Annotated in this window: 10 protein-coding genes and 1 riboswitch; of the genes, 4 read left to right on the forward strand and 6 right to left on the reverse strand. The window is 72.5% G+C overall.

What is annotated here, in order from left to right; translation table 11 throughout:
• Positions 1-7: 7 nt before the first annotated feature.
• The 3 genes from NYF13_RS14490 to NYF13_RS14500 form a co-directional block, all read right to left on the reverse strand.
• On the reverse strand, positions 8-1,012 hold the full coding sequence (locus tag NYF13_RS14490; RefSeq protein ID WP_315656938.1) for a trypsin-like peptidase domain-containing protein: 1,005 nt from the start codon (positions 1,010-1,012) through the stop codon (positions 8-10).
• A gap of 105 nt (positions 1,013-1,117) precedes the next feature.
• The gene (locus NYF13_RS14495) at positions 1,118-2,440 is read right to left on the reverse strand and encodes a M20 family metallopeptidase (protein WP_315656939.1); all 1,323 of its coding nucleotides are present in this window, start codon (positions 2,438-2,440) and stop codon (positions 1,118-1,120) included.
• A 37-nt stretch (positions 2,441-2,477) separates the two neighbouring features.
• On the reverse strand, positions 2,478-3,311 hold the full coding sequence (locus tag NYF13_RS14500) for a methyltransferase domain-containing protein (protein ID WP_315656941.1): 834 nt from the start codon (positions 3,309-3,311) through the stop codon (positions 2,478-2,480).
• A 296-nt stretch (positions 3,312-3,607) separates the two neighbouring features.
• Here NYF13_RS14500 and NYF13_RS14505 point away from each other — a divergent pair, with 296 nt between their 5' ends.
• The 4 genes from NYF13_RS14505 (at position 3,608) to NYF13_RS14520 (ending at position 9,330) form a co-directional block, all read left to right on the forward strand.
• Positions 3,608-4,837, forward strand: a complete 1,230-nt coding sequence (locus NYF13_RS14505) for a hypothetical protein (RefSeq protein WP_315656942.1) — start codon at positions 3,608-3,610, stop codon at positions 4,835-4,837.
• A 587-nt stretch (positions 4,838-5,424) separates the two neighbouring features.
• Entirely contained in the window at positions 5,425-6,120 is a 696-nt protein-coding gene (locus NYF13_RS14510; RefSeq protein ID WP_315657341.1) for a M50 family metallopeptidase, read from the forward strand.
• Between the two features lie 852 nt (positions 6,121-6,972).
• Positions 6,973-8,205 carry an aldehyde dehydrogenase family protein gene (locus tag NYF13_RS14515; protein ID WP_315656944.1) on the forward strand — a complete coding sequence of 411 codons (1,233 nt, stop codon included), beginning with the start codon at positions 6,973-6,975 and terminating at the stop codon, positions 8,203-8,205.
• Between the two features lie 3 nt (positions 8,206-8,208).
• On the forward strand, positions 8,209-9,330 hold the full coding sequence (locus NYF13_RS14520) for a dihydrofolate reductase family protein (RefSeq protein WP_315656945.1): 1,122 nt from the start codon (positions 8,209-8,211) through the stop codon (positions 9,328-9,330).
• A 76-nt stretch (positions 9,331-9,406) separates the two neighbouring features.
• Here the strand turns inward: NYF13_RS14520 and NYF13_RS14525 are convergent, their stop codons facing one another.
• The 3 genes from NYF13_RS14525 to NYF13_RS14535 all read right to left on the reverse strand — a co-directional run bounded on the left by NYF13_RS14525 (position 9,407) and on the right by NYF13_RS14535 (position 15,311).
• The gene (locus NYF13_RS14525; protein ID WP_315656946.1) at positions 9,407-10,621 is read right to left on the reverse strand and encodes a chitinase; all 1,215 of its coding nucleotides are present in this window, start codon (positions 10,619-10,621) and stop codon (positions 9,407-9,409) included.
• 268 nt (positions 10,622-10,889) lie between these two features.
• Positions 10,890-14,501 (reverse strand): cobaltochelatase subunit CobN, encoded by a 3,612-nt coding sequence (gene cobN, locus NYF13_RS14530; protein ID WP_315657343.1) that lies wholly within the window; start codon positions 14,499-14,501, stop codon positions 10,890-10,892.
• Positions 14,502-14,553: 52 nt separating this feature from the next.
• A riboswitch (cobalamin riboswitch) is annotated at positions 14,554-14,623 on the reverse strand.
• A 64-nt stretch (positions 14,624-14,687) separates the two neighbouring features.
• A complete protein-coding gene (locus NYF13_RS14535; protein ID WP_315656948.1) occupies positions 14,688-15,311 on the reverse strand; it encodes a hypothetical protein in 624 nt (207 codons plus the stop codon).
• Between the last annotated feature and the right edge of the window lie 5 nt (positions 15,312-15,316).

Genomic DNA, 15,316 nt, shown 5'->3' on the forward strand with positions numbered 1-15,316 from the left:
GACCGGATCAGCCGTTGACGATCTGGTTCACGATCGTCTTGGCGTCGTTGATCGGGATGGCGAAGCCGATCCCGACGCTGCCCGCGGCACCGCTGGCCGAGGCCGACGGGCTGTAGAGCGCGGAGTTGATGCCGATGACCTCGCCCTGGGCGTTCACCAGCGCGCCGCCGGAGTTGCCCTGGTTGATCGAGGCGTCGGTCTGGATGGCGGTGTAGCTCGGGCCGCTGCTCGAAGACTCGTTCGAGGTCTGACGGCCGAACGGCGACTGCTGTTGTTGCTGCTGCTCGCCGACGTCCGACAGCGGCCGGTTCAGCGCGCTGACGATGCCGGTGGTCACGGTGTTCTGCAGCCCGCCCGGCGAACCGATGGCGACGACCGACTGGCCGACCACGAGCTTTCCGGAGTCGCCCAGGGTGGCGGCGGTCAGCCCGCTGGCGTTCTGGGCCTGCACCACGGCGATATCGCCCTTGGTGTCGGCGCCGACCACACTCGCCTGGTACTTCTTGCCGTCCGAGGTGGTGATCGTGACGCTCCGGGCGCCGTCGACCACGTGGGCGTTGGTGAGGATCCGGCCGTCGGAGCTGAGGATGACCCCGGAGCCGATCGCCTCGCCCTGCGCGGTGGTCACGTTGACCTGCACGACGCTCGGCACGACCTTCGCCGCGACCGCACTGACGTCGCCGGTCGAGGTGGTGCTGCTGATCGTCTGGCCGGTGACCGCCGACGACGTGGCCGGAGCGGCGGCGGAGGTCCCGGTGAGCCCGACGATCGTGGCCCCGGCACCACCGCCGATCAGCGCGGCGGCCAGCGCCGTGCCGCTGACCACGGCCGCGAGCCGGCGGCTCCGGCGCGGAGCCGGGACCGGCGGCGCCGGCGGCGTGAAGAGCGGGTTCGGCGAGGCCGGCTGCTGGTAGCCGTACTGGGGGTACGGGCCGTACTGGGGGTGGACGTTCTGGTGCGGCTGGTGCCCACCGGTGGAGGCGGGGCCGGGCCGACTCTCGTTCTCGGTCATGCACCAAGGTTCTCGCCCGTGCTTGTGAGAATCCTGTGGAAACCCCTGGGGCTTTGCTGAGAAGAATCAGCTGAGAATCCTCAGACATTCCTCAGCCTCCACCGCTCAGTCGAAGAAGGACGGGACGTCGAGCGCACCTCCGGAGGCTTCGAACTCGTCGTGCACGGCCTTGCGCAGCGCCTCGTCGGCCAGGTAGTCGGCGGCGGTGAGAGCGAGCCCGAGGGCCCCGTCGACCACGGCCCGGTCCCCGGACGGTGACCCGGCCGCCTCGGCGAACTCCTTGGTGTGCAAGGCCACCGTGGGCTCGGAGACCGCGATCATCGGGTGCAGCGCGGGCATCCGGAAGGACAGGTTGCCCAGGTCGGTCGAGCCGGTGAGGAACTCCGGCACGATGCCCGGCGGCAACGGTTTGCGGCCGGTCCCGACCTGGTTGACCGACCAGCGCCCGGCGAGTGTGGTGTTGAACCGGATCGGCAGGTACGCCGGTTGCGCGTCCCAGCTCAGCTCGACCCCGCAACCGGTCATCTCCGCCGCGCCCCGCGCGATCGCGGTCATCCGCTCCGCCAGGTCGCGCAGGGTCTGCGGATCCGCGGAACGGAGGTAGAACAACAGCGCCGCCCGCTCCGGGATCACGTTCGGCCGGGCACCGCCGTCGGTGAACACGCCGTGCACGCGGTCGGTGGACGGCAGTTGCTGCCGCATCGCCGACACTCCTTGGTACGCGGCCACGGCGGCGTCCAGGGCGTTGCGCCCCATGAACGGCTGCGCGGAGGCGTGGGCCCCGATCCCGTGGAACACCATCTCCAGCTGGCGCCGACCCAGGAACGGGTGCAGCGCGATGTCGTGGCTGAACGGGTGCAGCATGATCACCGCGTCGACGTCGTCGAACACCCCCGCCCGCGCGAGGGTTTCCTTGCCACCGCCGCCTTCCTCGGCCGGCGTGCCGATGAGGGAGACGCGCCCGCCGAGCTGCTGCGCCACCGCGGCGGCGCCGAGGAAACCGCCGGCCCCCGCGGTGCAGATGACGTTGTGCCCGCACGCGTGGCCGAGCCCGGGCAGCGCGTCGTACTCCGACAGCACGGCGATGTGCGGGCCGCCCTGGTCCGGGGAGCCGGCGCGCAACGCCGTGTCGAGGCCGCCGAGCCCGACCGCGACCTCGTGGCCGTGCGCCCGCAGCAGATCGGCCAGCGCGCCGACGGAGCGGCGCTCGGTGAAGCCTTCCTCGGGGTGGGCGTGCAGGTCCTGGCTCAGCGCGACGAGCTCGTCCGCGCGCGCTTGGAGCTCCCGGCTCACGGCCGCACGGACCTCCGCACCGGCTCCGACGTGGTCGGAGCCGAGTGGTTCGGCGGCCTCGACCGCTTCGGCCGTGGCTTCGAGCAAGGCGCGCAGGTGGCTGTCGTCGGGTGGGACGGGCGCGGTGTGGGTCATGCGGCCGATGCTAACCGGGGGCACCGACAGAAGTGGATCAGCTCGACTCGGGGCGCTTGCCGGCGACGATCTGAACGACGCCGGAACTCTGCTCACTGAGGATGAGGAAGCCCCGGGCGCGCAGGCTCGCGGCGATCTCCCCGCGGTCGAACATCCGCTGTCCGCTGAGGATCCCGCCGGCCGAGCCGACCAGCCGCGCGGGCTGCCAGCCGGGGCGCGCGCTGGTGAGCAGCACGACGCGTCCGCCGGGCCGCAGGATCCGCGCGAACGAGTCCAGCGCGCGCTCGGGCTCGTCGAACAGGTGCAGCGCGGCGAAGCAGCAGATGGCGTCCACAGTGGACTCCTGAAGTGGCGGCCGGACGGCGTCCGCGCGGAGGTAGGCGACGCTGCCCGGACTGCGTTCCGCGGCGGCTCGGGCGAGCATGCCGCGGGCCCCGTCGAGGCCGATGGCGAGTCCTTCTTCGCCGACGGTTTCCCCGAATGCCCGGGTGAACCGGCCGGTGCCACACGCGACGTCGAGCACGACCTGGCCCGGGCGCAGGGCCAGCAGTTCGATCGCCAGGCGGACCTCCCCCGCCATGCTCGGACCGAACGGACCCTTGAACAACCGGCCTAGGGCTGGACGCCAGTAGCGCTCGTAGACCTGGGGGAGCAGCGTCGTGCGCATCAGGCGCTGGGTGAGGCCGGTGGTCGGTCCGGCCTGGGGGACGTCGCCCAGTACGTCGAGGAAACCTCCGCCGGTGCGGGGTGTGGTTCCGGATTCGGCCTGACGCTCGGGTCCGGTGAGCAGGCGGTTGAGCCGCTTCTGGCTGGTCAGCTTCGCGGTCGGCGCGTCGGCGGTGGCTCGTGCGGTGGGGTCGGCGCTGGTCATCGGCTCGGCCGGTGGTGCAGCCGGTCGAGGGGCGGGCGGTGACGCCGGTTGGCTCTCTACGGCCGGCGGCTCTCCTGGCTGGTCCGCGGCTTGATCCCGGTCGGTCGGACGGCTGGTCGGCACAGGCGCTCCTTCGGGGCGGCAAGTTCGGATACCGGCAGTATGCCTGCGACCCACTACTCACGATCGAGTGAATCGAATCCCGATCACCAGTTCGAAGACCCGGATTGTCAGCCCCCGTTCCTAGGGTTTCCACCAAGGCCTCCAACCCCGGAGCCGCAGCGGAGGGACCCCCGATGACCACACCGATCCTGGCCCGCACCGAGCTGCCCCTCGGCGAGATCGCCGTGCGCGGCCCGTTCGAGCTGTCCGCAGCCACCCGCTTCCTGGCCGGCTTCGGCCCGGCGGGCCGTCCGGACGCAGCCTCCGAGCGCGGCGTTCTGCGCCTGGCCTTCCCCTCCGACGGAGACTGGCGCCACGTCGGAGTGACGATCCGGCAGAGACCGCCCGGAGAGCCCGGCGCCGATCTCTTTACCACCGGCTCGCCCGCCTCTCCTGCCTCCTCCGGACGTTCCAGGGTCGTCTCCTCCGCCCCTTCCGGGGTTTCCGGTGCCGGCTTGTCCCACGCCTCCGGGCCCACCTGCACGGTTTCGCCCCTGCTGTCGCTCCCCAGCGCCAACCGGGGCGCCCACAGCTCAGCGCCACCGGCCACCACGTCGTCCGCCGGCGGCCCGGCTGATCCGGTCCGGCCCGGTCGCATCCGGTCCGCCGCGCGCTCGTCCGCCGCCGGCGCCTTCGGCACCGTCGAGGTCGAGCTGTCCGCGCCGGTGGAGTCGGCCGGCCGGGTGCTGGCCCAGGTCAGCCGGATCCTGTCGCTGGATGTCGACGGTTCCCGCTACACCGGCCTCGGCTTCCGCGACCCGGTGATCGCCGGGTTGCAGTCGCGGCGAGCTGGCCTGCGACCGGTCCTGTTCTCCTCGCCGTACGAGGCGGGCTGCTGGGCCGTGCTCGCCCAGGGCATGAGGTTCAGCCAGGCCATGAGGTTTCGGCGGAGGCTGGCCGAGCGCTACGGCAAGGTCGTCGACGTCGGCGGGTACCGGGTGTTGTCCTTTCCCACCCCAGGAGTGATGGCGGACCTGCCTTTCGGACCGGGCTTGGCCGATTTCCGGACCGCGCGATTGCGCGCCGTGGCCAAAGCCGCCGCGCAGGGCTACCTCGATCCGGCCGAGCTGCGCAGTCTGCCGATCTCCGAGGCGCTCGAGCGGCTGCGCGAGATCCCCGGCATCGGCCAGTTCTCCGCCGAGCAGATCCTGGCCCGTGGTGCCGGGCATCCGGATCTCTTCCCCCGGGCCGACCTCCGCCTCCACGAAGCCATACGGGAGGAGTACGGCCTGCTGGATTCCGTTGGTGCCGCGGACCTGGAGCTCCTGGCCGAAGCCTGGCGCCCCTACCGGAGCTGGGCCTCCCTCCTGCTCCGCGTGGACCGGGACGCGGTCCCGATCATGGAGGAGGTGATGGCCGCCTGACGCGTGGCAACCGAAGGCTCCGAGCGGTGGTCCGTGCACACCGTCCTGGCTTCACTGGGAACCGGTTCGCATCTGACGTGGCTGTCTTCGTACCGCGGAATTACCACCCGATCGAGGGGTTCCCGTTGACGAAAGGTGACACAACAGCCGCCCGCCCGCCGGAGCCCTTACCGGTCCCGAGAGAGACGCTCAACAACCGTTCGGAAGGTGCTTAGCGGCCGCGTGCTGGGCGCCGGTTCGTAGCCGCCGCCGGAAACGTTCCCGCGTCCAGCCCGGCGCTCCGTCGACCCACCACCACCCCGGCCTCGCACACGGGCCGGTTCGACCACCGATACCGACTGACACCGGAAAACGAGAAAGGAGCCGCGATGGGAAGACGCACCCCATAGCGGAGGGGCACGGCCGAAGTACGGCGGGCGCTCACCGGGGCCAGATGCGGGCTGTGGTGAGGTGGCGGCGTGTTTTCGACCGCCTTCGCTGTCTCGTCCGTCCTCGGCCCGCTGGTGCCCGGGGGACTGCCCGGGGCGTCCGCGCTGACCCGCGCGTCCGGGCTGGCCGCCGCGGCCGGTGGCGGGACGGATGCCGCCATCGGCACCGCGCTCACCCAGGCGCAGACGCCCGGCGCGATCACCTTGGTCACCGGTGGGGTGGCGTTGCTGGTGGTGCTGGTCGGCGGAACGCCGTGGCGGCTGGCACGCAACGTGATCACGATCGTGCACGAGGCGGGCCACGGACTGGCCGCGGTGCTGGTCGGACGGCGGCTGCGGGCGATCAAGCTGCATTCGGACACCTCGGGCGTCACCGTGTCGCGCGGCAAGCCTGAAGGCCCGGGCATGGCTTTCACCGCGCTGGCCGGCTACGTGGCTCCGTCGCTGCTGGGGCTGCTGTTCGCGAGCCTGCTGGGGGCCGACCTGATCACCGCGGTGCTGGTCGTGGTCGCGCTGCTGCTGCTCGGGGTGCTGATCATGGTGCGCAACGCCTACGGGGTGTTCTCGGTGGTCGCGAGTGCCGTGGTGCTGGGGCTCGTCGCGCTGGTGGCGCCACCGGTGGTGCAGGCGCCGTTCGCGTACCTGCTGACCTGGTTCCTGCTGTTCGGCGGGCTCCGGCCGGTGGTGGAGCTGCAGATCAAGCGCCGCCGCGGCTCGGCCCGCGACTCCGACGCCGACCAGCTGGGCCGGCTCACCGGGGTGCCCGCAGTGCTGTGGGTGCTGGTCTTCGCCGTGCTCACGGTGAGCTGCCTGCTGGCGGGTGCGCTGTGGCTGCTGGAACCGGTCGCGAGCTGACGGGCGGCCTACGCGCCGCCGAGGGTGCGGGTTCCGGGGCCTTGGGCTCTGGTGGAGGACCGGGATCGCCGGTCGCCAGCTCAGGGGTGGCCCGAGCCGCGACGGGGCTGGGACTCCGCCGAGCTGACGGGCGGACCGGCTTCCGGGAGTTAAGGCGGCGGCGGACTAAAGCTGCCGCGGGCTGAGGCTGCGGCGGACCGGGGTGTGGCCCGGTTTGGTTTCCGGGAGAGGCTCAGGCTGCTGGAAGCTGACTTGCGGCCCGCTTTCGAGCGGGGTTGAGGCTCTTGCGGGCTGCCTCCTCACTCGGGGGCCGATCTCTATGGGCTGCCAGATGGCCGGGTGCCGGGCGTCGAGCTCTCGATGGGCTAGCGCGGGGGTTGACGGCTGGGCCAGGGCGCTCGTGGACGTGCCCTGGGGCTGGGGCGGTTGTGGATGTGCGTTGTGGCTGGGGCGGGTTTGGATGGCCGGGTCAGGGCGGTTGTGGGTGTGCGCTGTGGGCTGAGTTGGCCGGGGCCGGGGCCGGGGCGGGTGTGCGTTGTGGGCTGCCGTCGGGCCGGGGACCCTGCCGACCGGCGCGCCGGGCACCCCCGCCGACCGGCAGGCCAGGCACTCCGTCGGCCGTCGGGCCGGGCACTCCGCCGACCGTCGGGGCGGGCAGCTGCCGACCGTCGGGCCGGGCACCCGCCGGGCGCTGGGCTGGTTGGCGGGGTGGCCGCCGAGCTGGTGGGCGGGGCTCGAAACGGTGGGTTTGCGCGGGCCGGTGGTTGCCGGGGAGTGAGCCCGTCGTCTCCTGGTGTGCGTGGGTGCGGCAGACTGGGTGTCTGCTGGATCGGTGCGGAAGGAGACGAAACGGTGGACGAGGTCGCTGAGGTCGTCGAGAGGTGTGCGCGGACGGCCAAGCGGGCTGCGCCGTCGTTGGCTGCTGCTACCGATGAGGTCGTGGACGGGGCGTTGGCCCGGATGGCCGAGCGGCTGGTCTCCGGCCGCGGGGAAGTCCTCGAGGCCAACGAGAGCGACGTCGCCCGGGCGCGGGGGGAGGGGATGAGCGCCGGGTTGCTGGACCGGCTGACCATCACCCCGCAGCGGCTCGACGGCATGGCCGAGCAACTGGAGATCCTGGCCGGGGCACCGCACCGGGCGCGGTCCATCGATGTGTCCACTTTGGACGGCGGGCTGCGGCTGGTGGAGCGGCGGCGGCCGGTCGGGGTGATCGGGGCGAACTACGAGGCGCGGCCGAACGTGACCGTGGACGTGGCTTCGCAGCTGGTCAAGTCGCGCAACGCCGGAGTGCTGCGCACCGGATCGGCGGCGCTGGGGTCCGCGCAGCGGCTGCGGGAGGTCGTGATCGCGCCGGCGCTGGCCGATTCCGGGATCGACCCGGCGGTGGTGCAACTGGTTCCGCGAGTCGAGCGGGAGGCCGCGGCGGCGCTGGTGCGGCTGCCCGGTCTGGTGCCGCTGGTGATCCTGCGCGGCAGCGGCGACAGCACGCGCGAACTGGCCCGCGAGGCGGCGCTGCACGGGGTCGGCACGCTGGCCCACGCGGACGGCGGCGGCGTGCTGTACATCGACGCGGCCGCGGACGCCGGCAAGGTGCGCGAGCTCGTGTCCGCCAGCCTCGACCGCCTCGGCGTCTGCAACCGGCTGAACCTGCTGCTCATCCACGAGGGCGCGCACGAAGCCGTCTGGCCTTCGGTCGAAGAGGCGCTGGCCGAGCGCGGGGTGACGCCGTCGCTGGCGCCGCACGAGCACGCCCTCGGGTACGAGTGGGCGCTGGACTCCGAGCGGGAGGCGACCGTCACGGTCGAGAAGGTGAGCGGGCTGGCCCAAGCCGTGGAGATCGCGAACGAGCAGACGTCCGGGCTCGCGGCGGGGATCGCCACCGAGGACCCGGCCGCGGCCGACGCGTTCTTCGACGGCTACACCGGCACCGGCGTGTTCTGGAACGCGCCGACCCGGCTGCTCGACGGCTTCAAGCTGCTTGCCGTCCCCGAGACCGGCATCAACCTCGACCGCGTGCCGGGGCCACGCGGACCGGTCACCTACACCGACCTGCACGTTCGCCAGTACGCCGTGCTCCCGGCTTGAACCGTGGCCGAAGCCCCGACGCCCGCCCGGCCCCATGTCGTGCTTTCGGCCGCCCAGTCGCTGGACGGCTACCTCGACGACGCGAGCGGCACTCGCCTCCTACTGTCCAATGAGGACGATTTCGCCGAGGTCGACCGGCTTCGCGCGGAGGCGGACGCCATCCTCGTCGGCGCCGGCACGGTGCGGGCGGACGACCCGCGCCTGCTCGTCCGCTCGGCCGAGCTTCGGCGTGAGCGACGGGCCGCGGGTGAGCCGGAGCAGCCGGTCAAGGTGACCGTGACGGGCAGCGGCGAGCTCGACCCCCACGCGCAATTCTTCACGGCCGGTGATGCGGCCAAGCTGGTCTACGCGCCGCCTTCGGTCGCGGAGCACCTGCGTGACGTCGCGACGCTCGTCGATGCCGGCACCCCGCCCGAGCTGGAGCGGATCCTCGACGATCTCGGCGCGCGTGGGGTCCGGCGGTTGCTCGTCGAAGGTGGCGGCACCGTGCACACGCAGTTCCTCTCCGCCGGCCTGGCCGACGAACTGCGGCTCGCCGTCGCGCCGGTCACGGTCGGTGACCCGCGGGCGCCTCGGTTCCTGGGGCCCGGGGCCGTTCCGCGAACGCTGCGGCTGACCGGGGTGCGGAAGCTGGGCGACGTCGCCGTGCTGCACTACCGCGTGGCCGCGGAGCCTTCGGCGCTCGACCTGCTGCGGTTGCGCCAGGCGATCGCGCTCGCGGACGAATGCCCGCCGAGCTCGACCTTCCGGGTGGGCGCCGTGGTCACCGCGGCCGACGGCACCGTGCTCGCCACCGGGCACTCCGGCGAAGGCGATCCGCTCAACCACGCCGAAGAAGCCGCACTGGCGAAGCTGCCCGCCGGGGACCCCCGCCTCGCCACCGCGACCATCTACAGCTCGTTGGAGCCGTGCAGCGCCCGTGCGTCGCACCCGCTCAGCTGCACGCAGCTGATCCTCGCGGCGGCGATCCCGCGAGTGGTCATGGCGTGGCGCGAGCCGTCACTCTTCGTCGATGCCGAAGGGGTCGAGCAGCTCATGGCCGCGGGATGCCGGGTGATCGAGATCCCGGCGCTGGCCCCGGAAGTCCGCCGCGCCAACACCCACCTGCCCGGCGTCCGGCCCTGACCCGTTCCGGCGATCGCGCGACGCCGGATGCCGGATGCCGGGTGACTCGGAGGAGTCACCCGGCATCCGGTCGGGGTCAGCAGGCGCCGTTGTCGGACCAGACGCCGTCCGGGCCGGTGGTCCCGGGCTCCTCACCCTGGGTCCACCACTTGGCGGTCCACTTGTGGTTGTTGTGGGAGACGGTGTTGCCGCCGGTGTAGACCTGCGTCTTGGACCACTCCCCGGCGGTGCAGCTGCCCGGGTTGGTGGGCGGGCTGGTCGGCGGGCCCGTCTGCGGCGGGGTGGCGCCGGCGAACCGGGTGGTGAACTTCGTGAAGTCCCAGTCGTTCTGCTGGACGTTCGAGCACACGCCGTTGTCGGTGGTGCCCACGCAGGCGCGGTCGCGGTTGACCGACCAGAAGGTGAAGCGGCCGAGCTGGTGGCTGGTCGCGTAGTCGTAGACGGTCTGGAAGTCCGACACGTTGAAGATTTCCGCGGCGTCGGACTTGCCGTTCATCCCGGAGAAGCCCTCGTGCGAGTACGCGGTGGCGCTGTCCCAGCCGAGGTGGCTCATGAGCAGCCCGTGGAACGCCTCCAGCGCGGACACCTGCGAGGAGCCGCCGTTGAAGCCGCCGTCGAAGGGCATGATGGAGAAGTTGTTGGGGGAGAAGCCGATCGACTTGGCCTGGTCGAGCAACTGGGTGCCGAACCAGCCGGTGCCGGCCGAGGTGCCCGGCATGGTCACCGAGACGAACAGGCCCGGGTTGTCGGCCTGCAGCGTCTTCGCGGCGCCGAGTTCGTTGGCGATCGCGGCGGTGTTCTCGTACTCGGGCTCTTCGAGGTCGAAGTCGATGGCCTTGAGGCTGTACTTGCTGATCACCTGCTGGTACGCGGCGGCGGTCGCGGCCACGGTGCCGCAGGTCTGGCCGAGCTTGGTGCCGCCGTAACCGCCGACGGACACCGAAACGTCACCGCCCGCCCCGCGGATCTTGCCGATCACGCCGGCCACCGCGGTGTCCGAGGACACCGCGGAGGTGCCGTCCCAGGTCGGGGAGCAGCCGCCGCCGCTGGGCGCGAGGATGAACGCGAGCTGGAACGCCTTCTGCCCGGTCGCGTTCATCACGGTGACCGGGTCGGGCGGATTGTTGCTCTGGGGCATGAGGTACGGGGCCGACGCGTACCAGTTGTTGCTGAGCGCGGCGGGGGCGGCCGCGGCCTCCGGTTGTGCGCTGGCGGTCGCGGCCAAGGTCGCGGCAGCCCCGAGCACGGTGGCGGCGGCGATCCCGACGGTGGCCAGTCTGCTTCGTCGCATCTGTCCTCCAGGTGTCGAGGCGAGGTGCGCTCCAGCATTGGACTAGACCATTGCGAAGTCAAGGCGTGCGCCCCGGTCATCCGACATCCGTAGGGGGACTGTGGGCGATATGCCGGGATCGGCGACCTTGGTTCACCCGGGCGGCCCAACCCGGCCTCGGACCAGTGCCGCGAATGGTCCGGTCGCCGGACCCCGCCCACGGGGCGGTGCGGGCTCGCGGCCGACGTGAGACCTGGCTCGGCGCCGGAGCCGTCGGGGTCCGGGCCGTCTACTCGCCCTCCAGGTCGCCTTCCAAGGTCAGGTACACCTCGCGCAACTGGGCCAGCAGCTCCGGATCCGGCTCGGCCCACAGACCCCGGTCGGCGGCTTCGGTCAGGCGCTCGACGATGCCGCGCAAGGCCCAGGGGTTGGCCTGGCGCAGGAAATCCTGGTTCACCGGGTCCAGCACGTAGGACTCCGACAGCTTCTCGTACATCCAGTCGCCCACTACGCCCGCGGTGGCGTCGAAGCCGAACAGGTAGTCGACCGTCGCGGCCAGTTCGAACGCACCCTTGTAGCCGTGCTTGCGCATGGCGGACAGCCAGCGGGGGTTGACGACGCGGGCGCGGAAGACGCGGGCGGTCTCCTCGCCCAGGGTGCGGGTGCGGACCGCGTCGGGAGTGGTCGAGTCGCCGACGTAGGACACCGGCGCGGTGCCGGTCAGGGCGCGGACGGTGGCGATCATGCCGCCGTGGTACTGGAAGTAGTCGTCCGAGTCGGCGATGTCGTGCTCGCGGGTGTCGGTGTTCTTCGCGGCGACGACGATGCGCTTGTACGACTGCTCCATGTCCTCGCGCGCCGGGCGGCCGTCCAGATCACGGCCGTAGGCGAAGCCGCCCCAGACCGCGTACACCTCGGCCAGGTCCTTGTCGTCACGCCAGTTGCCGGAGTCCATCAGGGGGAGCAGGCCCGCGCCGTAGGCGCCCGGCTTCGAGCCGAAGATCCGGGTCGTCGCCCGCCGGTCGTCGCCGTGGGCGGCCAGGTCGGTGGCGACGTGGGCGCGGACGTAGTTCTGCGAGAGCGGTTCGTCGAGCCCCGCGACCAGGCGCACGGCGTCGTCCATCAGGGTGATCACGTGCGGGAACGCGTCGCGGAAGAAGCCGCTGATCCGCACGGTCACGTCGATGCGCGGGCGGCCCAGCTCGGCCAGCGGGATGGCCTCGATCCCGGTGACCCGCCGGGACGCTTCGTCCCAGACCGGCTGCACGCCCAGCAGGGCCAGCACTTCCGCGGCGTCGTCGCCCGAGGTCCGCATCGCCGACGTGCCCCAGACCGAGAGGCCGACCGAACGCGGCCATTCGGAGGTGGGGCTGTCGTCGCGGTACCGGCGCAGCAGCGAGTCGGCCAGGGCCTGGCCCGTCTCCCAGGCCAGGCGGCTGGGGATGGCCTTCGGGTCGACGGTGTAGAAGTTGCGGCCGGTCGGCAGCACGTTCACCAGCCCGCGCAACGGCGAACCACTGGGCCCGGCCGGGATGTAGCCGCCGTCGAGGGCGTGCAGCACGGCGTCCAGCTCGGCGCCGGTGCCCGCCAGCCGCGGCACGATCTCGGTGGCCGCGAACCCCAGCACGAGACCGACCTGCTCGTCCGGGCTGCCCAGCACCTCCTGCACCACCGCGGGCCCGGCCGAGGGTGCCCACGAGCGCGCCTCCATCGCCTCGACCAGCGCTCGGGCCGTGGTCTCGATGGCGTCCACTTCGGACAATGGGGTGTCGGAGTTCTCCTTGAGCCCCAGGGCCGAGCGCAGGCCGGGCACCGCGCCCTGCCGCCCGCCCCAGATCTGCTGGGCGCGCAGCATGGCCAGCACCAGGTTGACCCGCGCCTCGCCGACCGGAGCTTCGCCCAGGATGTGCAGGCCGTCGCGGATCTGCGCGTCCTTGACCTCGCACAGCCAGCCGTCGATGTGCAGCAGGAAGTCGTCGAACTCCGCGTCGTGCGGGCGTTCGTCGATGCCGAGGTCGTGGTCCAGCTTGGCCGCCTGGATCAGGGTCCAGATCTGCGCCCGCACGGCGGGCAGCTTGGCCGGGTCCATGGCGGCGATGTTGGCGTGCTCGTCGAGGAGCTGTTCGAGCCGCGCGAGGTCGCCGTAGGACTCGGCGCGGGCCATCGGCGGGATCAGGTGGTCGACGATCGTGGCGTGGGCGCGGCGTTTCGCCTGCGCGCCCTCACCCGGGTCGTTGATCAGGAACGGGTAGACCAGCGGCAGGTTGCCCAGCACCGCGTCGGGCGCGCAGGCGGCCGAGAGCCCGGCCGTCTTGCCCGGCAGCCACTCCAGCGAACCGTGCTTGCCCAGGTGCACCACGGCGTGCGCGCCGAACTCCTCCTCCAGCCAGCGGTAGGCGGCGAGGTAGTGGTGGCTCGGCGGCAGGTCCGGGTTGTGGTAGATGGCCACCGGGTTCTCGCCGAACCCGCGCGGCGGCTGGATCATGAGCACCACGTTGCCCGCCTGCAGCGAGGCCAGCACGATGTCGCCTTCGGGATTGGCCGACGTGTCGACATACAGCCGGCCCGGCGCCGGGCCCCAGTGCTCCTCCATCGCCTCGCGCAGCTCCGCGGGCAGCCGCGCGAACCACTCGCGGTACCGCGCGGCGGGCACGCGGATCGGGTTGCCCGCGAGCTGGTCCTCGGTCAGCCACTCGGGGTCCTGGCCGCCGGCCGCGATCAGCGCGTGGATCAGCGCGTCACCGTCCGGCTGTTCGGTGCCGGTCGGCTCGACGCCGGGGAACGCGTCCGCGCCCAGGTCGTACCCCCGAGAGCGCATCCGCCGCAGCAGTTCGATCGTCGACGCGGGCGTGTCCAGCCCCACCGCGTTGCCGACGCGTGAGTGCTTCGTCGGGTACGCCGAAAGCATCAGCGCGATCCGGCGCTGCGGCGGGGGAGTGTGACGCAGGCGCGCGTGCGCCAGCGCGATCCCGGCGACGCGGGAGGCGCGCTCGGCGTCGGGCACGTAGCGGGGCAGGCCGTCTTCGTCGATCTCCTTGAACGAGAACGGCACCGTGATCAGCCGGCCGTCGAACTCCGGCACGGCCATCTGGTTGCCGGCGTCCAGCGGGGTCAGCCCCTCGTCGCTGGCCGACCAGCGCTCGCGGTCGCTGGTCAGGCACAGGGCCTGCAGGATCGGCACGTCCAGGCCGGCCATCTCGGCGACGTCCCAGGCTTCGTCGTCCCCACCGGCGCCGACCTCGGAGGGGCGGGTGCCACCCGCGGCCAGCACGGTGACCAGCAGCGCGTCCACCCGGCCCAGCTCGGCCATCATCTCCGGCTCGCGCGTGCGCAGCGAGGAGCAGTGGATCGGCAACGCCCGCCCGCCCGCGGCCTCGATCGCTTCGGCCAGCGCTTGCACGAAGCCGGTGTTCCCGGACAGGTGGTGCGCGCGGTAGTAGAGGATCCCGACCAGCGGCCCGGTGTTCGCCGACGGGGGCCGTTCCAGCACGCCCCACGCGGGCTGCACGGCGGGCGGCTCGAAGCCGTCGCCGGTGAGCAGCAGCGTGTCGGACAGGAACCGGTGAAGCTGCGTGAGGTTCTCCGGGCCGCCCTGCGCCAGGTAGGCGTGCGCTTCCGCCGCGATGCCCGCCGGCACGGTCGAGAGCTTCATCAGCTCCGCGTCCGGAGTCTGCTCCCCGCCGAGCACGACCACGTGCGAACCGGAGGCGCGCAGGACGTCCAGCCCCTCCTGCCAGCTGCGCGGGGTGCCCAGGATCCGGACCACCACGATCGACGCGCCGCCCAGCAGCCCGGGCAGCTCGGCCAGGTCGAGGCGGGCCGGGTTGGCCAGGCGGAACTCACCCTCGGCGGCCCGGGCGCTGAGCAGGTCGGTGTCCGAAGTGGACAGCAGCAGGATCACGGCGTTCCTCACTCGGGGTGTCCGCGCCCCGGGTCGTCGGTCGCGGCGGCGGGAGTTCCTGGCTCCCCGGATCACTCCGGGTCACAGTGGCGGGACCGTCCCGGACTCTCACCGGGTTCCTCCACCTGCCGACGCGTGTTCACCCTCACTCTCGCCGGGAGCGGCGGCGCCCGTCAAGGTGACGTGTCAGACCACGCGCACCGCGACGATCGGCCGCTCCTGCACCGGGTGACGGCGGCGGGCCGTGACGCTCCACGCGTACCCGCCGAACCCGCCGGTGGCCGGGTCGGCGTGGAACACCATGTGCCCGCGACCGGCGCCCTGGCCGCCGGGCCCGCGGCTGTCCGGGAACCGCGTGGAGGTGCCGTGCGGATCGGCCGTGCAGTCGGCCACCGGCACCCGGTACGCGCCGGCCCCGTCGGCCACCGGCGCCCCCCGGACCAGGACGATGTGGCCGGTGTTGACCGGCCGCCGGTGGCCGTAGTCGATCACCACCAGGTCGCCCGCCCGCAGGTCCGCGACCGTCTCGACCCGCGCGAAGTGCGGCACCGCGCGGCGGCTGAACACCCACCAGTACGTGCGGGAGGGCGGGCTGACCGAGCGGAAGTGCGTGGTGAAGAACTCGTCGTCGGCCCAGGCGTAGGCGTGCTTGAGCACCTGGGTCTGGAACGAGGCGCACTGGGTGTGGTTGCGCCACGGCTCGGCCCAGCTCACCAGGTCGGGCCGGCCGGAGACCTTGTACCGGTTGTGCTCGGGCGGCACGTGGTCGATCAGCCGCTCGGCGGCGCGCAGGTGTTCGGGGACGCTCACCCCGT

The sequence above is a fragment of the Amycolatopsis sp. PS_44_ISF1 genome (genome assembly GCF_032335455.1).
Lineage (GTDB): Bacteria > Actinomycetota > Actinomycetes > Mycobacteriales > Pseudonocardiaceae > Amycolatopsis.